We start from the raw sequence: 22,236 nt of genomic DNA on the forward strand, positions 1-22,236 counted from the left end.
AGAAGATGAGGAGAGCGCTGATGACACGGCAACGGCCTAGCCTGTACGAGGGCGCGGGGCAGGCCATGCTGCGCGCCGCGGTACACACGACCGAGCCCGCCATGCCGCCCTGGCCGACGACCACGGCGCCCGTGGAAGAGTGGCGCGCGTGGCTGAGCACGGTGTGGTCCGACACCGGCTTCCGCCGGACCGTGTCGCAGGCGAGCCCTCACCTGGCGGACCAGGTGCAGGCCATCATCGACGGCCGCACACCGAAGGTGCGCCGGATGCGCCGGGCGGCGCTGGCCACCGCCCGCTACGCGATCCGCTACGCCCGCCGCTCCACCCCCTACGGCCTGTTCGCCGGCGTCGCCCCGCTCGGCTTCGCCCAGGTCACGTCTGTCCGCATCGGCGACGAGCACCAGGCCGTGGCCCGCCCCGAGCCGGTCGGACTCGAGGAGATGCTCAGCGCCTGGGAGAGCGACGCTGCGCGCATGGCCGACGCCGAGGTCTGCGTCAACACCCTGATCTGTCAGCGCGACCAGCACATCCACGTGCCCTCCGAGGGCGACGCCGAGTTCCACCTCGTCCTCAGCCCCGCGCTGCGTCTCGTACTCGACCTGGCCCGATCGCCGATCGGGTACCGCCAGTTGTCCGACAAGCTGGCCGCGGAGTTCCCCGGCGTGAGCGGCACCGCGCGCGACCGGCTGCTCGGTGATCTGCTGCGGGTGCGGCTGCTGCGCTCCTCGCTGCGCGCGCCCGCCACCGTCGCCGACCCCACCGACGTCTTACCGCCCGCGGCGCGCGCTCAGGCAGCCGGCCTGCGGACCGCGTGCGACCTGCGGCTGGACTCCGACGTGCGGCTGCCCGAGCAGGTGCTGACCGAAGTGGAGACCGCCGCGACCGTCCTGGCCCGCCTGGTCACCCATCCGACCGGGACACCGACCTGGCGGCGGTGGATCGAGCAGTTCTCTGAGCGCTACGGCGAGAACACCGCGGTGCCGGTGGAAGCGGTGACGGACCCTGACCGGGGCGTGGGCTTCCCTGCAGGCTTCGTCACGGCGAGCGAACCGCCCCGGCCGATGTCCCGGCGTGACCGCCTGCTGCTGGAGCTGGCCGGCACCGCCGCCGCCGAAGGCAGCCGCACCGTCGCGGTGACCGGGGCGATGATCGAGGAACTGGAAGCAGCGGCCGGCGACAAGCCCCACGGCCTGGCGCCTCACCTCGAACTGGCCGCACAGGTCCACGCCACCTCTGTTCCGGCCCTGGACCGGGGCGACTTCCGGCTGCGCGTGCTCACTGTCTCCCGCTCGGCCGGCTCGATGACCGGTCGGTTCTGGCACCTGTTCGCCGGCGCCGAGGAGGCGTACGCGAACCTGCCCACCGTCGATCCGGAGGCGGAACTCGCGCAGCTCTCCTTCCACGCCGGACGCGTGCCGGCCGACCTGCTCACCCGCGCGCCCCAGGCCCTGCCCCGGATCGTCAGCGTCGGCGAATTCCGCCGCCCCGAACCGCACGTCCTCTTCCCCCGCGACCTGTCGGTCACCGTCGCCGACGGCCGCCCCCAGCTGGTGGAGTCCGCGACGGGCAAGCCGCTGGAGCTGCTGGCCCCCACCGCCATCAACTTCCTGTGGAACAACTACACCCCGCCGATGGCCCGCTTCCTCGGCGAGATCAGCCGGGCCACCTCCCCGCAGGTGACCTGGTTCGACTGGGGCGCCGCCTGGACCCTGCCCTTCACCCCGGCCCTCACCTACCGGCGCACCATCCTCATCACCGCCCGGTGGAAGATCCGCAGCCGCACGCTGCCTGCCCGCACCGCCCCACTCCAGCAGTGGGCGGACCAACTCCATGCCTGGCGTGCCCGGTTCCGGGTGCCGGAGCGGGTCCTGCTCGCCGAGGACGACCAGCAGCTGCCCCTCGACCTCACCCGCGACGTCGACTTGGACCTCCTGCGCGCGCACCTGGACGCCAACCCCTTCGGCATCGCCACGCTGCACGACGCGCCCCCGCCGGACGCCGACGGGTGGATCGGCGGCCGGTCCCACAGCATCGTCGTCCCCCTGGCCAGGCGCTCATGACCACGACGACCGTGCCCCGTACGCAGGACCTGTCCGAGGGCGCCCTGGGGATGGCCCTGCTCGACATCGAGCGCCGGGACCTGTCCACCGCCCGCCGCCACCTCGCCCAGGCCACCGTCCGAGGGGTGAGCACCGGCAGCAACGCCAGCCTCTTCCACGGCGCACCCGCCCTGGAGCTCGTCCTGGCCCGTGCCCACGGGGTCGGCGACGACGTCCGCGCGGCCGTCGACCGCGTCGTGGACGCCCGGCTCGCCGCCGCCCACCGCCGTCAGGCGGCCGGCGCGCTGCCCCACCTCGCCGAATGGGACCTCATCCGCGGCCTGACCGGACTCGCCGCCCTGCTGCTGTCCCGCCGCCCGATCGCGCCCCGGCTGCCCGACGTGCTCGCCTGCCTCGTCGCGCTCGCCCACCCCGCCCGTGGTGAAGGCCGGATGCTGCCCGGGTGGTGGTCGGCGGTCGGCCCGGACGGGAAGGAGATGGCCGGCGGGCACGGCAACAACGGCATGGCCCACGGCATCGCGGGGCCCCTGGCCGTGCTCTCCCTCGCCCTGCGCGCCGGAGTCAGCGTCCCCGGCCAGGAGGAAGCCGTCGGCACGTTCGCGACCTGGCTCGACCGGCACGGTGCCCACTACTGGTCCACCGCAGCACACCTGGACGCCGACCAGCCACCCGAGGCGGAACCGGCCCGCCAGTCCTGGTGCTACGGCCAGCCCGGCATCGCCCGCGCCCAGCAGCTCGCCGCGCTCGCCCTCGGCGACCCCGCACGGCGCCGAGCGGCCGAGGACACCGTCGAGACCATCCTGACCGACCCGCTGCGGCTCGCCCGCATCACCGACTCGACTCTCTGCCACGGCTGGGCCGGGCTGCTGATGCTCACCCGCGTGGTCGCCGCCGACAGCCCCGTACCCGCACGCTTCACCCCGATCATCCAGGACCTGTACCGACGGCTGGCCGCCGACTGGGAGCACCTGCCCAAACCTGGATTCATGGAAGGCCGCGCCGGAGCCCAACTCGCCCTGAACGCCACCGACACCACCGGCTGGACCCGCGTCCTCCTGCTCGCCTGACCTTCTTCTCCCCGCCGCCTCGCAAGGAGTTTTCTGCCCATGGCCTTCGACGACGAGAACCTGCCGATCCCCCCGGACACGTCCTGGTGGCACGCCTCCGTGGCCTTCCCCGACCCGCACTCGGACGCCGCCCAGGCCCTGGCGACCGCGCTGGCCGGGCGCCGCTTCCACTTCCTGCGCAAGGACGCCGGCGTGCGCCTGCGCACCGAACAGCCCGCCACCGGCCTGCTGGACCAGCTCGTCGCCGACCGCGTGATCACCGGCTGGACGGGCGGGATCTACGAGCCGGAGACCCATGCCTTCGGCGGCCCCGAAGGTATGGAGGTCGCGCACGACGTGTTCTGCGCCGACAGTCCGGCCGCGCTCGCCGAGACCGGCACCGCCGGCGCCCGCGAGCGCAGCGTGATGCTGCTGTCCGCCATGATCCGCGAGGCCGGGCTGGACCCGTTCGAAGCCGGAGACGTGTACGCCCGGTGGGCCGCCCTGCGGCCCCCCGTCACCCCACCCCAGGGGACCGCGCTGGAGCAAGCCGTCTCCGCGATGCGGAGGCTGATGAACGCGGACGCGGCTCTGCGCCCGGAGCCGGAAGCGGGCTGGGTCGAGCGCGTCGCCGAGTTCGAGGACGCCGGCCGCCGCCTGCGCCGGCTCGCCGCAGACGGTCGACTGATACGCGGAATCCGGGGCGTCATCGCCCATCACGCGATCTTCGCGTTCAACCGTGCGGGCGTGCCTGCCGAGACGCAGGCCGCCACCGCGTGGCTCGGCCGTCACGTCGCTTTCTCCGCCGGAGAAGGCGCTGACGTGTCTACCCCCAAGTCCGCCTCAGAGGACCCTAGCCTCCCTCGAATGGAGACCACCGTGACACCCGTAACCGACCCCAACCAGCTGCGCGAAGCCCTCGCCCAGCGGCTCGTCGACAGCGGCCACCTGCGCAGCAAGGCGGCCATCGACGCCTTCCGCACCACCGACCGGCACGCCTTCCTGCCCGGCGTCGACCTGGAGAGCGCGTACAAGGAGGACGCCGTCCCGATCAAGCACGACGAGCACGGGGAGATGATCTCCTGCATCTCCGCGCCGTCCATCGTCGCCACCCAGCTCGAACAGCTCGGCGCCCAGCCCGGTCACAAGGTCCTGGAGGCTGGAGCCGCCACCGGCTACAACGCCGCCCTTCTCGGCAAGATCGTCTTCCCCGGCGGGCAGGTGTGGACCCTCGACGTCGACCAGGACCTCGTCTCCGGCGCGAGCAAGCACCTCGCCGAGGCCGGCGTCGACAACGCCACCGCGGTGATGGCCGACGGCGCGGCCGGGCTGCCCGAGCACGCCCCCTACGACCGGATCATCTTCACCGTCGGCGCCGGCGACGTACCCGTGAAGATCCTCGACCAGCTCGCCCCCGGCGGACGCCTGGTCCTGCCGATGCGCATCCGCGGCAGCATCTCCCGATCCTTCGCTTTCGAACGCGACGGCGACACGTGGAAGACCGTCTCCTGCGAGATGGCCACCTTCATCCCGCTGCGCAAGGGCGTCTGCGACGACGTGTACACCCTCGTACCGATGGCAGGCGAGGGCAACGTGCGCCTGGAGACGTTCAGCGAGCAGGACGTCGACCGCGACGCGCTGCGCTCCGTCCTCGACCAGCAGCAGACCAAGCTCTACACCGGGGTGAAGTTCCGGCAGGGCTCAGCCTGGGAGTGGCTGTACCTGTACCTGGCCTGCGTGCTGCCCAACGGCCTGTCCCGACTGCCGGGCCAGCGCCCCGGGTTCACCCCGCACTTCGGGTGGGGCTCCATGGCCGCCCTCGACGGCGGGTCGCTGGCATACCTGACCATCCGGGAGGGCGAGGACGAGCAGGGCCGGTACTGGGAAGTCGGCGTGATCGGCCACGGCGAGGGCAGCGCCGACCTCGCCGAGCGCGTCGTGAGCGAGATCCGCGCCTGGGACGCGACCGGCGGCAACGACGCCCCCGAGCCGGGCTTCCGGATGGCCGTCGCGGACTCGCGAGACCGGCTGACGGCGGACGACGCCCGCTTCCTCGTCGACAAGCCCTACAGCCGACTCGTCATCGACTGGGCGCGCAAGGGCTGAGCCGATGATCCCCGCGATAGCCAGCCGCATCCCCCTGGTCCGCCGCACCAAGGCGCCCGCGCTCCCCTTGGAGGAGCGCATCAACCACCTCACCGGGCTGACCGTCGCGCCCGCAGGTGCGAGCCACCACGACCTGGTGGCCCGCGCCTGCGGGGTCCTCAACTACGCCGCGCTCATCGCCTCCGATGTCGGCCTGCCCGACCTGGCTGAGGATCTGTGCTGGCGCCAGCACCAGGTCTTCGCCGACGCCGGACGCCTGAGCGGACCGATCGCTGTCATGTCGCTGATGCCGCTGGTCAACCTCTCCCGGCTGCTGACCCGGGACGGCCAGGGCGAGGCCGCCTACGACCTGCTGGACCGCCTCAACCGCGCCGCGCGGCAGCGGGAGAAGACCGAGATCGATGGCCACACCGTCGACCTCTCGACCCTGACCGGCACGGACGAGGATCACCGCGCGGTGTGCCAGGAGCTGTACGTCACCCTCCTCGTGGACGGCGCCCGCGCCCTCGCCTGCATCGGCCGGTGGGCCGAGGCCGCCGACGCCATGACCCAGCACCGCGGCATCGGCAACCGGCTCCTCGACGGCCGCCAGATCAAGATCATGGCCCTGATGGAACAGGGCCTGGACCAACAGGCCCGCGACCTGATCGACACCACCCAGCCCACGGAGCCTTGGGAGGGAGCCATCGCCCTCCTCCTGCACGCCCACTGCCGGCCCGTAGACACCCCCGTCCCTGAACCCGACCTCGACCGCACCCTTGATGAGGCCGTCCAGCTCCTTGCCCACCCCGATCCGCCGACTGCCGCCTTCCAGACCCGGACGGGCCTGTCAGCCCTGGAACTGGACCGCACCGGACGACATGCCGCCCCCATACTCGACTCCCTCATCAGCGTCGCCCGACTCGACGCCTACGCCGCACGAGACGCACTGCACCACCCCGTCGCCGCGTCCGCCCTGGACGACGGGGCGACAGACGCGCTCAACGCGGTGATCACCGCGGCCGGACTGGGATCCGGCGTCCTGTCCGCCCACCACCATGAGGCTCTGACGGGCGCGGTCGGCCACGCCGAGACAGAACTGGAAAGGCTGCTGCAGGCCGAACCAGATCCCAGATAAGAGGGGACGACCCGGGATGCCCCCGTGCTGCCCACGCTGTTTGGCGGTGTCGGCGTTTCGGCCATTTCCTGCCCGCAGCCGCTCCAAGCCAGACCAGGGATCCCGCGCCCGCGGGGTTCCCTGACGCAGGAAATAGCGGGCTCCCCAGCACGACCGAATGACGTGTGTTCGATATCGCAGCCGTGTCGTTAGACCTCACGACTCTGCCGCAGCGACCGTCCTAGGGGGAACGATGACCTCGGCCATTACGCAGGACCAGCCGCCGCAACCGCCCAAGAAGACCGCGCCGGACGACGAACCGCAGGAGGCCGGTGTTCGAGAGGAGGAATACCTCTACCGCGACGAGTCACGGCTCCAGGCCGGCTCCCTGCTGACCTCCCGCACCATGGCGCGGCGCCTGCCCTCGCTCGTGTGGCGCTCGGTGCAGATGGCCTGGCGCGTGGACCGCGGCGCGACCATCGGACTGCTGGTGTGCCAGATCGGGACGGGTGTCCTCGCGGCCCTCGGCCTCCTGGCCGTCACAGGCACGATCACCGCGCTGATCGCCTCGGGCGACATCACCGAGCGGCTGTGGGACGCCGCCCCGCAGCTGGCCGTGATCGCCGCCGCCGCTGGCCTGCGCGCGCTGCTGGGCATCATCGTCGTCTGGCTGACCGGCCGTCTGCGACCGGTGCTCGGCCGGGCAGCGGAGCTGACGATGATCGAGGCCGCGCTCGGCGCGGAATTGGCCGCCAACAACAAGCCCGGCTACAACGACGCCTACGACATCGCCGACCGCGGCGCCCAGGTCACCCCCGACCTCGTCGAAGAAGCGCAGGACGTCCTCGCGGCCACCGCCACGCTCGCGGCCGGCGCCACCGTCCTGACCGTCCTGCACCCCCTGCTCCTTCCCCTGCTCTTCCTCGCCTGCCTGCCGCAGGCCGCCGCCTACGTCCGCTCCGCCCGCGTGCTCTACCTCGCCGGGCTGGAGACCTCCGGGCGGCGCCGGATGCTGGGCAAGCTGCGCTGGCACATGGCCTATCAGGAGTCCAGTGAGGAGATGCGCGCCTGCCTGGCCGGCCCCTTCCTGATCGGCCGGTACCGGCGGCTGGCCGCCTCGGTCAACGCGGCCGAACGAAAAGCCGCGAACGCCGGTGCCTGGATGGGACTGGCCGGAGCCGTGGCCGGCGGGATCGCCTCGACCGCGGTGTGGGCGGCGCTGCTGTGGCTCCTGGCCTCCGGGCGGATGAGTCTGGCGGCCGGCGGCGGCGCCGTCTTCGCTCTCCAGACCGCCACCGGCTCGGTGCGCGGCATCATCAACGGCGGGGCCCGCCTGGTGCGCACCGGCTGGTACGTGCAGGACTGGCAGAACTTCCTCGACAACGCCCACGGCCAGGCCATGACCGACTCCCGCGGCACCGCGCCCGTGGCCGTGCCCCCGGAGCGTTTCGAGGTCCGCGACGTCACCTACCGCTACGACGGCGCCCCGAAGGACAGCCTGAGCAACGTCTCCCTGCACGTGCGGCGCGGGGAGATCGTGGCGCTGGTCGGGGAGAACGGCTCCGGCAAGACGACCCTCTCGCGCCTGCTGTGCGGGCTGCTGCTGCCCACCGAGGGCGACGTGGCCTGGGACCACGCCTCCACCGCGGACCTGCACCCGTGGGGGTCGTGGGAGCACGTCGCGCTGGTCCCGCAGAAGTTCACGTACCTGCCGCTGACGATGCGCGACAACATCACGTTCGGGCAGGGCGACACCAGCGACGCGGCCCTGCTAGCCGCCTGCGAGGCGTCCGGCGCCGCGGAGATGCTGCCGGGCCTCCGCTCCGGCCTGAACACCCTCCTGACCAGCGAGTGGTTCGGCGGACAGCAGCTCTCCGGCGGGCAGTGGCAGCGCCTGGTCCTCACTCGCGCGTTCCACCGGCAGGCGGCGCTGCTGGTGATGGATGAACCCACGGCCGCCCTCGACGCCCGCGCAGAGCACCGGATCTTCGCCGGCCTGCGCGAACTGGCCAAGGACCGCGCCATCCTGCTGATCACGCACCGCCTCACCAACGTGGCCGTCGCCGACCGGATCGTGGTCCTGGACGAAGGGCGGATCGTCCAGGAGGGCACCTACGCCCAGCTCACCCAGGAGCCAGGTCTCTTCCGGACCCTGTGGGAGCTGCAGCGCCGGATGAGCGGCGACACCCCCTGATCACCCGGCCCGTGCGAGGCCACCGTTCTGCCAGGCAGAGACACAGGGCCGCTCCCGATGCTCCCTCCGCTCCACGTCCGAACCCGCCCAACTAGCCCCGGAAGGAATGCCGTGACGACTCCACCGGCTACGAAAGTTAGCGACGTGAGCGAGCTTCGCCACCAGCTCGTCGAGCAACTCCGCGCCGACAACCACATCCGCACCGCCGCTGTCGAGCGCGCCTTCCGAACCGTGCCCCGGCACGTCTTCGCTCCCGACGTCGCTGTGGAAGCGGCGTACGCCAAGGCATCATCCCCACCCGCCACGCGCCCGACGGCCGGGTGATCAGCTCCGTTTCCGCACCGTGGCTACAGGCCGACATGCTCGAAGCCGCTCGCATTCGGCCTGGCCACCGTGTCCTGGAGATTGGCTCCGGGGGCTACAACGCCGCCCTCATGGCCGAACTCGTCGGCCCGGCCGGGCACGTCACCACCCTCGACATCGACCCTGCCGTCGCCGAGAGGGCCACCCGCCTCCTCAGCGAGAACGGATACGACCAAGTCCACGTCGTCACCGCCGACGCCGAGCACCTGCCCACCGGTGTAGTTCCGAACGGCGGCTTCGACGCCGTCGTGGTCACCGTCGACACCTGGGACCTGCCCTGGATCGACGCCCTGGCCGAAGGCGGCCGTCTCATTGCACCGCTGCGTCTGTACGGCTACCACTGGGCCATCGGCTTCACCAGGGACAATGGGGCACTGCACAGCGACGAGCCCCTCATCGTCTGCGGCTTCGTCGCCATGCAGGGCGACGGCGCCTGGCAGACGAACCGCCGCGCCGTCCCCGGCACCGGAGTCCACCTGTCCTGGGAAGACGGCACCCCGCTGCCCGTCGACCAACTCGCCCCAGCCCTCGCCTACGAGCCGACCGTCACCCGCACCAACATCACCGTCCGCGGTCAGGAACCCTTCGACGCCCTCACCCTCTACCTCGCCGGCGCCCTGCCCGGCTTCTGCCGCCTGGAGGTCGACCCCGACGGCGACAACCAGGTCCTGAACCCGCCGCCCCAGCACTGGCCCGGCGCCGCCATCGTCCGCGGACCCTCCCTCGCCCGGCTGGCCACCGAACGCATCGGCGACGGAGACGACGGCAAGGGCCTGTACGAGTTCGTCGTCCACGGCCATGGCGCCCAAGGCGACGTCGCCGCGCAGGAGATGGCCGAGCAGGTACGCCACTGGCAGCGTAACCACCGCGGCGCCCGCTGCCCCCTCATCACCGCCCGCCCGACAGCCGACTGTGCTCCGGCAGACACGGACCACGAACCGCACGTGTTCGCCAAGAAGCACACCCGTATCACCGTGGACTGGCCGATCGTTCCCAGCAGCGCTGCCCAGCTCACCGACCCGGGGAGCTGCAGCGCCCGATGAACGGCGGTGCCTCCTGATCACCGCTCGCCCGCCCGCGCTGCACTCGCCCGTCCACCGTCTCGGAAGGCAGAGCTACGTGACCTCTCCCGTCTCCCCTTCGGATCACGTCACACCACATGCCGCCCTGTCCACGGGACAGCAGGCCGCATCCCGGCACGCAGTATGGGTCGGCGCCGCCGCGATCATCACCGACGAGGTCGGCCGGGTCCTGCTGGTGCACCCCACCTACCGCGAGGACGGCTCGTGGCTGCTGCCCGGAGGCGTCGTCGAACCCGGCGAACATCCGGACGTCACTTGCCGCCGCGAGATCACCGAGGAACTGGGCCTGGCAAACCTGCCCCTGGCAGGCGTGCTCGCAGTCCACTCCCTCTCCCCGCACCACCCCGACATTCAGCCCGGCGCTCTCTTCCCCGGGGAGATCCGGTTCGTCTTCGACGGGGGAACCCTCTGCCCCGACCAGGTCGAGGCCATCCGCCTGCCGCGCGAGGAGCTGTCCGAGTTCGCCTTCCTGGAGACCCGGGACGCGGTACAGCGGCTGCGCCCTGTGGACGGGCAGATCATGCTCGCCGCCTACCGTGCCCGGCTCGGGAACACCGCCACCGCCCAACTCGCCGACGGCCGACACATCTTCGATGTCCCGGCGCTGGACCGCCATGACGTGCACGTCCGCTACCGGCCTTTGTGGGACAGCCCTCTCAACCGCGGCCCCGTCCCTGAGCGGCTCCCCGTGCAGCAAGCCTGGGCGTGGTGCTTCGTCCCGGACGGCCGGGTCGTCCTCGTGGCCGACCCCGGCCCTCGTGGCGCCCTGCCGATGCTGCCCGGCGGCACCGTGGAGACGACCGACACGACGCCCGAGGACACCCTGCATCGCGAAGCCGCCGAGGAAGCCCAACTCACCCTGGCCGATCCGGTACGACTGGGCTGGGTGCTGGACGAGACCGGCGAGGTCTACGGCGGAGTGGGGCCCAACGCCCGGCTCCGCCTTGCCGCCCGGGTCACCGCCATCGGGCCTGCGACCGCCGACCCCGCCACCGGGCGCCCTTTCGCCCGCCTGCTCGCCACCCCCGCCCAGGCAGCCGCTCTCCTGGGATGGGGCCCGCCCGGAGCGCGGCAAGCCCTGCTCGCCGCGGAGACAGCCCGGAAGCGGTGGCGCCTGCCCATGGCTCGCGCCGCCGCCATCGAGGAAGTCCCGCCGGAGGGGATGCGGCTGAGCTGACACGAACGACCACCCCGCCTCGACTCGTCCCGCTCCACGCACCTCTGAGGTAGCCCCATGCCGTTGTCGCACGACCACATCCGCACCACCGTCGAGACCTACCTCGCTCGCCACCCTCACGAGCGCGAGCAGCTCGGCGGCCTCCTGGACGCCCTAGACCGGCCCACCGACATCGCCAGCCGCTCCACCTTCACCGGGCACGTCACCTGCGGCGCGATCGTCGTCGACCCGCTCGGCCGCGTTCTGCACGTGCTGCACCTGGCGAGCGGGAAGGTCCTCGCCCCCGGCGGACACGCCGAGCCCGTCGACGAGTCCCTGGCAGCAGCGGCGCTGCGGGAGCTGCACGAGGAGACCGGGATCCCGCCCCAGGCCGTGGCACCGTGGCCCGGCTACGAGGCCGTGCCGTTCGACATCGACATCCACGACATCGACGCCCACCCGGGCAAAGGCGAACCCGGCCACCAGCACTTCGACCTCCGGTTTCTCTTCCGCCTGCACGCCGCGACCGAGGCGCCGGTGGTGCTGCAGGAAGAAGAGGTCAGCAGCATCGAGTGGCGGCCCGTGGACAGGGTGACCTCCCCCTCCCTGCGCGAGAAGCTGCTCAAGCTCACAGCGGAGACCGAACCGCAGACCGCCAACGCCTCCGCCCTGATCTACAACGACCGCGGCGAGTACCTGCTCCACTTGCGCGACTACTTCCCCGGCCGGATCTGGGAGCCGGGCATGTGGTCCCTGCTGGGCGGCGGTCGAGAGCCCCAGGACGCCACCCTGGAACACACCGTGCGGCGTGAACTGGCCGAGGAAGCCGGCCTCGACATCGCCGACCTGACCCCGTTCGGCACCGAGTACGCCTCCGACGACGCTGGCGCGAGCGTGCCCATCGCCATCTACGCCGGCCGCTGGAACGGCGATCCCCGCGAACTCCGCCTGACGGAAGGGGTGATGCTGGCCTGGTTCGCCCCCGACGACCTCCACCGCCTGCGCATCGCAGACACCACCAGCGACCTCGTACGGCGCCACGCCGCCAGCCTCCCGGCCAGCACCGCGCCGCAGAGCGGGCCCTCATCGCACGAGGAGCGCCGCCCAGCTTCGCCGCACGGCACGGTCCTCAACGTCATCGGCGTCCACCTCTACCTGGAGCGGCCCGACGGGACGGTACTGCTCGGGCTGCGCCACCCCAACTCCGCCTTCGCGCCGTCCACCTGGCACGCCCTGGCCGGCCACTGCGAGCAGGAGAGCGCCATCACCTGCCTGATCAGGGAGGCCCGAGAGGAAGCCGGCCTGCACATCGAGCGACGGGACGTCGAACTCGTCCACGTCGTCCACCACGTCGACAAGGCTGGGGACCGGCCCCGCATGGGCCTGTTCTTCCGCGCCCGGACCTGGAGCGGCGAACCGGAACTGCGCGAGCCGGACAAGTGCACCCAGTGGAAGTTCTGGGACCCCGCCGCGCTCCCCGACGACCTCGTCCCCTACACCCGGGTGGCCATCGGAAAGATCCAGAACGGGGAGCTGTACAGCGAGACGGGCTGGCCCGCATGACCGGCACACCGAGCGGCGCACACCGTCGCCTGTCCACTGCAACTGCGGCCGGCCGTGAGGACACCCACCTCGTGGTGATCCGCGGCAACTCGGCGTCAGGCAAGTCGAGTGTGGCCCAGGGCCTGCGAGATCACTACGGCCGCGGTATCGCGATCGTGGGCCAGGACGTGATCCGCCGGAACGTGCTCAGGGAACACGACACCGCGCGCGGCGCCAACATCGCCCTGCTGGGCAGGATCGCACGCGACGCACTGAACGCCGGCTTTCACGTGGTACTCGAAGGGATCCTGTACGCCGATCGCTACAGCCACATGATCACGTCCTTGGTACGGGACCACCGCGGCGTCTCCTGCTGCTACTACCTGGACGTGCCGCTGGAAACGACGTTCGTCCGCCACGCGTCGAAAGCGGATGCCGCGTACCTGGCGCAAGTCACCGACAACCATCTCGCCTCCTGGTACCGCGAGTTGGATCTGCTGCCCGGCGGTCTGGAGACCGTGATCCCGGCCGACAGCACGCTGCAGGACACCATCGCGCGAATCCTGCGCGAAACCGATCTAGCCTCTGCCTCCCCAATTCCGCCGCCACAGTGCAAGCCGTCACAGGGAGACTCGATGAACAGTCTGGTGTTGATGTCCGATCCGCAGGTCGCCGCGATGCCGGTGCGCGAGTGCGGGGAGCCGCTCGTCGACGTGCGTGACCACAGCTTCCGCGTCGACCCCCGCAAGCAAGATCCGCTGGGCGCGTTCGCCCACGTCCGCGAGGGCGTCCTAGCCCGGCTGGAGCACGCCCGCTCGCTCCTGCCCGCTGGCACCGACCTGCTATTCATCGAGGGCTACCGGCCACTGGCCCTACAGCAGCGGTACTTCACCGAGTACCGAAACGAGCTGGCCGCCGCTCACCCCGGCTGGACAGCTGAGCGGCTGCACCAGGCCGCCAGCCGGTACGTGTCGCCGCCGGAGATCGCCCCCCACTCCGCGGGGGCGGCCGTGGACGTAACCCTCGCCGACCAGGACGGCCACGAACTCGACCTCGGCACCCGCGTCAATGCCTCCCCCGAGGAGAGCGACGGGGCCTGCTTCACTCACGCCCCGAACCTCAGCGATCGCGCGCGCTACCACCGCACGCTGCTGCTCAACGCCATGGAGAACGCAGGTTTTACCAACTATGGAACGGAGTTCTGGCACTTCTCGGTTGCCGACCGGTACGACGCGCTGATGAGGCAGGAGCCGCACGCGCGTTACGGACCGATCGAACTGCCCTAGCGCGCCGACAGCCTCGTCCACTTCCTCGCCCCCACGCCGATCCGAAAACACGGGAGCGTGGCCGCCGCCTCCTGGCCCGGTTGCGATCCCAAGACCGCAACGGACAGAACGCATCGAACGGAGGCACGTATGCCTGACGACACGCAGCAGGCGATCCCAACCGTCCCGAGTCCGGCGACCGGAGGTGAACCACAAGAGCACCACATGCACCTGCTCGGGCGGTACTACCGCCAAGTGGAAGCAGGCCGGAAGACGATCGAAGTGAGAGTGGCCACATCGCAGAAGCGCGCCGTCGCAGTCGGCGACACGGTCGTCTTCCACGACCGGGACACCGGGCGGGAACTCGACATCATCGTGCAGCGGATCACCCCATACCCCTCCTTCGAGGTTCTGCTCAGCTCGGAGGACACCATGCGCATCGACCCGGACGGGCCGCCCGGAGAGCTGCTCGCCAACCTCCGCAGCATCCACCCGCCGGCCAAGGAAGTGCTCGGCGTTCTCGCCCTCGCATTCGACCACCGCCCTGCCCGGCCCGGCCGCCCCATGCCGATGACGCCCACGCAGTACGCGCAGACCGTCCCCCACCACACGGTGTACGGCTGCCTGTACATCCGCGACGAACACGACCGGCCGGTCCAGCTCCGCTCGGTCTACGGCTCGAGACTCTGGCAGTTCCCGGGCGGCAACCTGGACGCCGCAGGCGAGGACCCGCTGCAGACCGCCCGGCGCGAGGCGGTCGAGGAGACGGGCCTCGAACTCGGTAGGAAAACGCCGAAGCTGCTCCTGACGCACTTCCTTCACGCCGGGCCGCGCCTGCCGCTGAACAAGGTGGGGCTCATCTTCGACGGAGGCCAGCTGACCGCCGACCAGCTCGGCCAAATCCGCCTCGATCCCGCAGAGCACGACATGTGGGCCGTCCACCACCTCGCCACCTGGCAGGAGCTGATGGCGCCGCGCGCCTTCGCCCGGCTCGACGCCATTGAACGAGCCCGGCGCGGCGAGGGCCCCGCCTACCTGATCACGCACACCTGATCCTCAACTCCCCCACCCAGGAGGCAACCGTGCCCGCCGAGGACACCAACACCCGGGCCTGGCAGATCTACGGCCAGCGCCAACTGGCCCGCTCCTACACCCCGCCCATCCCCGACCAGCTCGGCTGGACGCCTTGGGAAGGGATCGGACCGGGTGCAGAAGTCCTCGGTGACGTCGCCGGCCGCCGGGTCCTGGACATCGGGTCCGGAGCCGGCCACCACGCCGTCCACCTCGTCCAGGCTCACGGCCCGCGTCACCGGCATCGAGCTGTCCCCGACCCAGCATGAACGCGCCGTCTCCGCCCACGCCGACGTCGACGGTGTGGAGTTCGTCCAAGCAGACGTGACCGAGTACCTGGCCGGAGCCGAGCCGTTCGACGCCGCGTACGCGATCGGGACGCTCGCCTTCATAGACCCGCACCGCTCGCTGCCGGCACTGCGCGACGGCCTGCGTCCGGGCGCCCCCTTGATCCTCTCGCTCCTGCACACCGACCTGCACGGTCGCGGTCCGTCCACGGAAGTGGCGCCGCGCGAGCAGATGATCCTGCTGCGCGACGACCCACCCCTGCCGACGCAGATGTGGGTCCTGGCACCGCAACTGTGGGAGGACCTGCTTACCGAGTACGGCTTCCGCGTCGAGGCCATCGACCTGCTACCGCACCCCGACAACAGCGCCACCGTCATCCAGCAGCTCATCCGCGCCCGGCGCGTCCCCGACCGGCCGGCGCGCGTCTCCAGCCGACCCCGCAGCACCAGAGCGCCGAAAGCGCACGCGGCCGTCGGCGTCGGAGCGATCCTGCTCAGTGAAGAGGGCATCTTGTTGGGCCTGCACCGCCGCGGCACCCTCGAACTGCCTGGCGGCAACGTGGCGGCCGGGGAATCATTCGAGGACGCGGTGAACCGCGAACCCACCGAGGAGACCGGTCTGGTCGCTCGCGCCAAGGACGTGGGGCTCCTGGGCACGCTCGTCGATCACGTCGCTGGTGTCCTGCGGGTCACCGTCGGCGCGCTCGTCCACGACGCCGGCGTGGCTGCGTGCCGACCGCAAGTCGCTCAAGCTGGACTTCACGACATTGCCGACGGCGTTCGTCCCCACCGCCAAGCGCCTGTTCTACGCCCAGCTCACCCTGGACACCCCGCCCGGGGAGCAGCCGATCACCATCGCCAGCATCCGCACTCACTTCAGCTGCGTACGCCACTTACTGCTGTGGGCCGACGCCCGCGGACGCACGCTCGCCCAGATGAGTGGCGCGGAGTTGAACGACTACCACCGTGAGCTGGTCGGCCTGCGTCTGTGCCTTACTTCCACCTACCGCTACCGGCGTGCGGTGCGGCTTCTGTGGGCCTACCGCAGCCGTCTGCCGAATCCCTCGGAGCCGATCCGCTGCGGCGGCCGTCCTGGCAGGCGTGGGCCCGCGCGAACCGGCCCTTGCCGCCGACCTGCCCGCCGCAATTCTTGCCGACCTCCTCGGCCTCCACGTCAACAAGGCCGTCCGCTGGGTCACCTACGGCCGCCGAGACTGGGCCGACTACCTCGCCGCCCGCCTTACACAAGACCACGAGCAGAGTTCAGGCCGGTAACACATGCTCGGCGGCATGAGAGTGCATCGACTTGTCCGCAGAGAGACCAGCGTGTACCTCATCAGGGTGCACTCTCGATACCAGGAGTTTCGAGGTCGTCCTCGACGAAGCGGAGTGCTTCTTCCGCGCGTTCGATCAGATCCAAGTAGGTGAGTACCTGAACTCGGCTCTGGTCCGTGTTGAAGGAACGGATGGTACGGGCGACCATCTGCTGAGTTACTCCAGGTACCTCCACTTGATCAGGATTCCCGATCACAACGGTCCCCCGTGTACGAAGGTAATCGTAGTCAAGGTCAAGTGTGTTGCGGTGGATCGTTTCCAGTGTCGGTCCCGCGTCATCCATTCTCTGAACATAGTTCCTGCATTGACTCACCGCCTCGTGCACCTCGTTCGACATGATCAGGCCGTTGCGGTGCCACCTGACAAGTGCGGCGCCGGGCTTCTTGAGTTCGACGACGTGAACGCTGCGGTCAGCGCGCACGAGAAGAATGTCGTGCTGGTCGAGGGGCAACAGGTCACGTCGTTCCGAGGCTTCCGTGTACTCACCCCCGAAGATCCAGTGATTGCGTCCGATTATCCGTTGAACTGCGGCTTCCGGCGCACTCCTGTCGCTGACGACCTTCCGAAGCTCCTGCAGGAGTTCGCGGCGTTGCCTGATGACCTTTAGCTCGGCCGATCGGTGGTCCTTCTCGGTCGAGTCCAATGCGGGAACAACGCTGCCGTCTTTCCGGTACGTGACGACCTGAATCCGCACATGTTCGTCGGCGCCCGAATCAGGGGGCCCGGATTCTTCGTCGGGTCTCGCCGCCGCAATTACGTCATAGTGACCGCCGCCTGTCCAGTTCACTTCATGTGTGATGCCGCCTGAGTCGTTACCGCTGATCACTTTGTCCAGACGGTCGCGGACGACGTGCGACTCGCTGTCGACAGCGAGCCAGTGGCGGCCAGTTTTGTGCGCGACCGCAGCGGCCGTGCCTGAGTCGCCGAAGTAGTCGAACACGAGGTCACCGGGGTTGGTCGCGATCGTGAGAATCTGTTGCAGCAGTTGTTCCGGCGGCGGAGCCGGCTGGTGCATGTCATCGAGCAGTCCGCGCAGGTGCTGGCGCGCTTGGAAACTTGTCCCCACGTCGGCCGCACTCCATACCGTGGAGGGCGGCTTGTCAGGGGCCTCCGATAGATAGAGCTTCAGCGTCGGACGGCCGCTGGGCGACCATGCGATACGTCCGTCGCGATCGAGTTCCTCGAAACGCTGCTGGGTGAATCGCCAAGAACGGCGGGCAGGTGGCTGTACGGCCGTGCCGAACGGACCTACCACTTCGTAGCGCAGGTTCTCACGAAGAACGGGGGAGGAAAGGTCGGCTGCTCGCCACGGCCCGCGGGGATCGTTGTCAGGGTTGCGGAAACTCGACTCTGATTCGGCTGTACGAGGGAGAGGGTTCGGCTGCCATGTCGAGGCGTCTTTCGCGAAGACAAGTAGGTAGTCGTGGCTGACCGTGAAGTGACGGGAGTTATTCCGTGCAGGCTTTGGAACGACGACTGTAGATACGAAGTTCGATCGGCCGTAGACCTTGTTCATGAGCACATGGCAGTCAGCGAACTGCCGGTCGTCGACGTGCACCCACGCAGAGCCGTCAGGGGCGAGCAGGTCGCGCACCAGACGCAGATGCACCTGCATCATGCCGAGCCAGGACGCGCGGCCGGGAGCTTCGTTGTGCTCGAACCCCCATTGCGTGTCCCACGGCGGTCGCAGATACGCCGACTTGACCCTGCCTCGATACTGGCCGGTGTCCTTCAGGGTGCGAAGTGCGTTCTCGTTGCCGCCATGGATGAGCAGGTTGTCCGCCATCTGATCAGCTTAGGGCTATGGTCCGGTGCGGGGCCGGGGAGCCGAGGCCGTGCACGTACTTCGGCACCATAAGGTTACGCTCGCTCATCGGCACGAGCGGACGTTCGGGGTGGCGTGAGCCCACGGTCTCGACTAGCGCGCTGACACATCCGCCTTGGGCGAGGATTGCGCATGGTCGGAATAACACCCCTGCACCAGTAGTCAAGCACCTGCAACGCGGCTGCTTGAGCGTCCAACGCGATCCGGACGGCCGCGTCTACCGCCACCGGCTGCGTAGTCTCGCTTTCAAGGGCGAAGACGCCCATGGAGTTCCGGCCAGCTGGATCATTACCGCCCCGGTCGCCCGGGCTGTCGCCGTCCTCGAACGCTTCCAACCAGCCGAGCAGCTCGCCGTCCAGAGTGGTGGCATCCGGCAGTTGCACAGCCCCAGCCCCCATCTCCGGGAACGCCGGAAGTATCTCGGTGCCGCGCCTGGAGCGCAGCACCACCCGGCCCATCGCCTCATGAAGGCGTCGGGGGCACGTCGCGGTGGCCGAGACGTGGACAACGGACAGCAACAAATCCTGTCCATATCCCGAAGCCTTGGACGACTTCTTCGCTCGGTTCGAACCGCCTACCGCCGATGAAGACGCAGTCACCTACAACGGTGACGTAGAGGTCATCCGCTCCGTGGTGCGATGACGCCCTCGGCCGTTCCTCCGAGCAGGGGCGCCAGGTGCTCGGCCATCACGAGCAGGGTCCGGTCCGAATAGGCCGGTCCTACGAGCTGCACACCGATCGGGAGGCCATCGGCGCCGTGCGCAATCGGCATGACCAGGCTGGGCAGCCCGACGTGGCTGGTGAGGTTCGCCCAGCCGGTCTGGTCGAAGAAGCTCCGTTCGGCGCCGTCGACCGTGAGGGAACGGCTCCCGGCCGGGATCGCCGCGGTGGGAGCGGCGGGCGTAATGAGGACGTCGTACTGACCGTCGGCGAAGAACAGGTGCCACGTCTGCTGGAGCCGGAGGCGCTCCTCGTTGGCGCGGAGCCAGACGCGGTGTGTCTGCGTGCGGTGGCGGAGGATGGCGGCCCGTGGGCTCGCGTCGTCCGGATGCAGGTCACGGGCGGCGGCGAGTTCGGCCGCGCCTGCGGCGTCGTCGGTGGCGGCCGTCGTGGTGGCGTGGAGAAGCTGCTCGAAGAGGCGGAGGGATTCGGCGAAGCCGACCGGCCCCGCAGTGCGGTGAACACTGGCGCCGGCGGAGGCGAGTGTCCGTTCGAGGGCGGCGACAGCGTCGGCGGTGTTGCGGTCGACAGGGCAGCTCGTGTCGTCGGCCCACACGGCCACGCGGAGCTGGCCGATCGGGCGCTGCGCCGTGGGCAGCGTGACGCTCCAAGGGTTGTTCTCGTCGGGTGACGGTGTCGTCAGTGCGGCGAGGAGCAGGTCAAGGTCTCGGGGGTGGCGGGCCAGGGGGCCAGGGGTGACCATGTCGCTGCTTGTGATCCACCCCGGCGGTCGGGGGATGTGGCCGCGGGCTGGAACGAGTCCGTGGGTGGGGCGCAGGCCGTAGACGCCGCAGTAGTGGGCGGGGAGCCGCAGGGAGCCGGCGAGGTCGCTGCCGAGATCGGCGGGGGTCAGGTGTGCGGCGACTGCTGCGGCGGGGCCGCCGGAGGAGCCGCCGGTGGTGCGCTTGAGGTCGTGCGGGTTGAGCGTGGGGCCGAACAGGGCGTTGTCGGTGTGCAGGTCCTGGCAGTACGCCGGAGTGTTGGTCTTGCCCATGATGACGGCACCTTGGTGGCGGAGCCGGGCGACCGCGTCGGCGTCGCGGGCGGGGACGTGATCGGCGAGGTCTTCGGCACCGCTGGTGGTGCGCAGGCCGGCCGTCTCGAAGCTGTCCTTGATCGTGAGGGGAAGGCCGTCGAGGATGCCCGCGCTCTCGTTGCGAGCGCGGCGTTCGTCGGCCGCGTGCGCGGCGGCTCGGGCCGCGCTGTCGTCGCGGGTGATGACGGCGTTGATCTGGCTGGCGTCTATCTGGGCGAGGTGCAGGTCGAGCAGTTCGCGGCTGGAGATCTCGCCGCGGTCCAGAGCCTGGAGCTGGACGTGGGCGGGCTGTTGGGTGAGGTCGTTCGTCATGCGGAGACTCGCTCAAGGTGGGGGGCTCGTGCGGGCTGGCGGGGCAGGTGGCGCGCGACGTCGAGGAGAGCGTCGATGTCGTCCATGGGCCCGGTGGTCTGGCGTTCGAAGTCGGCGAACTCGGTGAGCTGGTCGGGCTCCGGGCGGGCGCCGGCGGCCCTGGCGGCGATTCCGGCGAGGATCTGATCCGCCGTGACGGCCGCGGACAGATTCTTTCCGTGAAGCCCTCGGGCCCGGTGACGGGCTTCGCTGGCCTCGCGGACGGCGGCGTCGAGGTACTGGCGGATCACGAACCGGCCGTCCCGGATCTCGACGGCTCGGCGGTAGAGCCGGATCGAGATGCGACGGAAGCGGCGCCGCTGGGCCGGGTCGACCCTGTCGATCGGCAGTTCGATCTCGGGTGCCTCGCTGTAGAAGGCCAGCCATAGGGGGCGCAGGCCGTAGTAGCTGCGGTACTGCTTGATCCGGTACCGGACGCTCTGGGCCTGGTCGCTGATCGTGGGCACGAGCCAGCCGATCAGCGTGAGCATGGCGCCGACATCGCCGCAGGTCCAGGCAAAGCTTTCCCATTCCGCGAGGGAGGTGTCGAAGGCGCCGGCGATCACGTTGCCGATGCGGACGGCGCTGTATCCGAGGGTGACGGTCGCGCCGAGGGCGACGATGCGCAGGCCGACGCGGACGGACCCGCGAGTGCTGCGGCGGGCCAGGCGCCAGCAGGCGCGGGCGAGGAAGACTTCGCCGATGGTGTAGGCCGTGACGTACAGGGTGAGGTACGCGGCGTACCAGTCGTCGTGCGCGTAGTAGAGCGTGAAGTCGATCGGGTGCGGCGCGTTGGGCGTCAGCAGGGCGAACAGCACCAGCAGCCCGGCGATCACCGCGAAGCCGGCCCAGAGCCAGCGGCGACTAAGCAGGCTGGCTACCTTGGGCGGGGATCCCCAGTAGGTGAGGACCACCTGTTGGCAGGCCAGGAGCGCGACCACGCAGCCCTGCGCGAGGGGAGCGGATATGTTGACGGTGCCGAGCACGCGGTCGAGGTAGTTCCACATCGGCGTGATGGAGAACAGGAACGAGAGCCCTGACAGCAGGAAGACAGCGGCCAGCGCGGCGGAGGCGGGGTCGCGGCGCCGGGTGGGCACGTCCCGCAGGAGGCAGAGGAAGCCGAGCATCGCGACGACGAGGCTGATCGGGTGGAGCAGGTCCTTCACGGCCGGGCCTCCCGTCGGCGCAGCAGCGTGTGCGTCACCCGATCCTGCACTTCGTCCCCGGAGGGCTCGTCGCTGCGCAACCACCGGTCGATGATCCGGCGCTGGAGCAGCGATGCTAGGAGTTCGGTGTCTCGCTCCTCGTCCTCGTCGTACTTGGTGCGCCCCAACATCATCTGCACGGTGGCCGGGTCCACGCTGGTGATGAAGGCCGGAGCCAGCGCGGAGACCGGTCGGTTCTCGTGGTGGCCGAGCAATAGGTGGCTGAACTCGTGGGCGATGATGTGATCCTGGTGCAGGACACTGGTCCACGGGTCGTAGAAAACGTGGACGGCACTCTCTGTAACGGCACATGCCCCGCACACCGAGGGCGCCTGCTCCCGGGGCTCTAGGACCACCGTCCGTCCCGTGCGGCGAGAGACCTCGTCGCTGAGGTCGCGGATGTTGGTGACGTGCGGGAGCTTCAGCTCGGCCAAGAGGTCAGGCCGGCGCAGCCTACGTGCAGACCACATTGCTTTCCTTGATCATTACTGAACTG

18 protein-coding genes are annotated in these 22,236 nt (G+C 70.2%); 14 read left to right on the plus strand and 4 right to left on the minus strand.

Annotated elements, in window-relative coordinates; translation table 11 throughout:
- Window positions 1-20 precede the first annotated feature (20 nt).
- The 14 genes from DN051_RS07245 to DN051_RS44950 all read left to right on the plus strand — a co-directional run bounded on the left by DN051_RS07245 (window position 21) and on the right by DN051_RS44950 (window position 16,543).
- On the plus strand, window positions 21-2,060 hold the full coding sequence (locus tag DN051_RS07245; protein ID WP_246040946.1) for a lantibiotic dehydratase family protein: 2,040 nt from the start codon (window positions 21-23) through the stop codon (window positions 2,058-2,060).
- Window positions 2,057-3,127 carry a lanthionine synthetase C family protein gene (locus DN051_RS07250; RefSeq protein ID WP_112438289.1) on the plus strand — a complete coding sequence of 357 codons (1,071 nt, stop codon included), beginning with the start codon at window positions 2,057-2,059 and terminating at the stop codon, window positions 3,125-3,127. The genes DN051_RS07245 and DN051_RS07250 overlap by 4 nt, the downstream gene beginning before the upstream one ends.
- 39 nt (window positions 3,128-3,166) lie before the next feature.
- Window positions 3,167-5,212, plus strand: coding sequence for a methyltransferase, FxLD system (gene fxlM / locus DN051_RS07255; RefSeq protein ID WP_112438290.1), 2,046 nt, complete (start codon window positions 3,167-3,169; stop codon window positions 5,210-5,212).
- 4 nt (window positions 5,213-5,216) lie between these two features.
- A complete protein-coding gene (locus DN051_RS07260) occupies window positions 5,217-6,329 on the plus strand; it encodes a hypothetical protein (RefSeq protein WP_112438291.1) in 1,113 nt (370 codons plus the stop codon).
- 232 nt (window positions 6,330-6,561) lie between these two features.
- Window positions 6,562-8,502: an ATP-binding cassette domain-containing protein gene (locus DN051_RS07265; RefSeq protein WP_112438292.1), complete on the plus strand. Its 1,941-nt coding sequence runs from the start codon at window positions 6,562-6,564 to the stop codon at window positions 8,500-8,502.
- A 144-nt stretch (window positions 8,503-8,646) separates the two neighbouring features.
- Complete coding sequence (locus tag DN051_RS07270) at window positions 8,647-8,826, plus strand: hypothetical protein (protein WP_112438293.1); 180 nt, start codon at window positions 8,647-8,649, stop codon at window positions 8,824-8,826.
- The gene (gene fxlM / locus DN051_RS07275) at window positions 8,823-9,908 is read left to right on the plus strand and encodes a methyltransferase, FxLD system (protein WP_162624876.1); all 1,086 of its coding nucleotides are present in this window, start codon (window positions 8,823-8,825) and stop codon (window positions 9,906-9,908) included. The genes DN051_RS07270 and fxlM (DN051_RS07275) overlap by 4 nt, the downstream gene beginning before the upstream one ends.
- Window positions 9,909-9,984: 76 nt before the next feature.
- Complete coding sequence (locus DN051_RS07280) at window positions 9,985-11,124, plus strand: NUDIX domain-containing protein (protein WP_112438295.1); 1,140 nt, start codon at window positions 9,985-9,987, stop codon at window positions 11,122-11,124.
- A 57-nt stretch (window positions 11,125-11,181) separates the two neighbouring features.
- Complete coding sequence (locus DN051_RS07285; protein ID WP_112438296.1) at window positions 11,182-12,666, plus strand: NUDIX hydrolase; 1,485 nt, start codon at window positions 11,182-11,184, stop codon at window positions 12,664-12,666.
- On the plus strand, window positions 12,663-13,931 hold the full coding sequence (locus tag DN051_RS46115) for a M15 family metallopeptidase (RefSeq protein WP_246040948.1): 1,269 nt from the start codon (window positions 12,663-12,665) through the stop codon (window positions 13,929-13,931). The genes DN051_RS07285 and DN051_RS46115 overlap by 4 nt, the downstream gene beginning before the upstream one ends.
- Before the next feature lie 129 nt (window positions 13,932-14,060).
- Window positions 14,061-14,963, plus strand: coding sequence for an NUDIX domain-containing protein (locus DN051_RS07305; protein WP_246040950.1), 903 nt, complete (start codon window positions 14,061-14,063; stop codon window positions 14,961-14,963).
- A 29-nt stretch (window positions 14,964-14,992) separates the two neighbouring features.
- Window positions 14,993-15,250: a hypothetical protein gene (locus tag DN051_RS46395; protein WP_246040952.1), complete on the plus strand. Its 258-nt coding sequence runs from the start codon at window positions 14,993-14,995 to the stop codon at window positions 15,248-15,250.
- Entirely contained in the window at window positions 15,132-16,238 is a 1,107-nt protein-coding gene (locus tag DN051_RS07310; RefSeq protein ID WP_246040955.1) for a bifunctional class I SAM-dependent methyltransferase/NUDIX hydrolase, read from the plus strand. The genes DN051_RS46395 and DN051_RS07310 overlap by 119 nt, the downstream gene beginning before the upstream one ends.
- Window positions 16,239-16,369: 131 nt before the next feature.
- Window positions 16,370-16,543: a hypothetical protein gene (locus tag DN051_RS44950; RefSeq protein ID WP_162624710.1), complete on the plus strand. Its 174-nt coding sequence runs from the start codon at window positions 16,370-16,372 to the stop codon at window positions 16,541-16,543.
- 61 nt (window positions 16,544-16,604) lie between these two features.
- Here DN051_RS44950 and DN051_RS07315 read toward each other — a convergent pair whose 3' ends face one another.
- The 4 genes from DN051_RS07315 to DN051_RS07340 all read right to left on the minus strand — a co-directional run bounded on the left by DN051_RS07315 (window position 16,605) and on the right by DN051_RS07340 (window position 22,210).
- On the minus strand, window positions 16,605-18,389 hold the full coding sequence (locus tag DN051_RS07315; RefSeq protein ID WP_112438298.1) for a Shedu anti-phage system protein SduA domain-containing protein: 1,785 nt from the start codon (window positions 18,387-18,389) through the stop codon (window positions 16,605-16,607).
- A 658-nt stretch (window positions 18,390-19,047) separates the two neighbouring features.
- Window positions 19,048-20,496 carry an amidase family protein gene (locus tag DN051_RS07330; RefSeq protein WP_112438299.1) on the minus strand — a complete coding sequence of 483 codons (1,449 nt, stop codon included), beginning with the start codon at window positions 20,494-20,496 and terminating at the stop codon, window positions 19,048-19,050.
- Window positions 20,493-21,701 (minus strand): MAB_1171c family putative transporter, encoded by a 1,209-nt coding sequence (locus DN051_RS07335; RefSeq protein ID WP_112438300.1) that lies wholly within the window; start codon window positions 21,699-21,701, stop codon window positions 20,493-20,495. The genes DN051_RS07330 and DN051_RS07335 overlap by 4 nt, the downstream gene beginning before the upstream one ends.
- Complete coding sequence (locus DN051_RS07340; RefSeq protein ID WP_246040957.1) at window positions 21,698-22,210, minus strand: hypothetical protein; 513 nt, start codon at window positions 22,208-22,210, stop codon at window positions 21,698-21,700. Before DN051_RS07340 ends, DN051_RS07335 begins: the two co-directional genes overlap by 4 nt.
- Between the last annotated feature and the right edge of the window lie 26 nt (window positions 22,211-22,236).

Source organism: Streptomyces cadmiisoli (genome assembly GCF_003261055.1).
Classification (GTDB): Bacteria; Actinomycetota; Actinomycetes; order Streptomycetales; family Streptomycetaceae; genus Streptomyces; species Streptomyces cadmiisoli.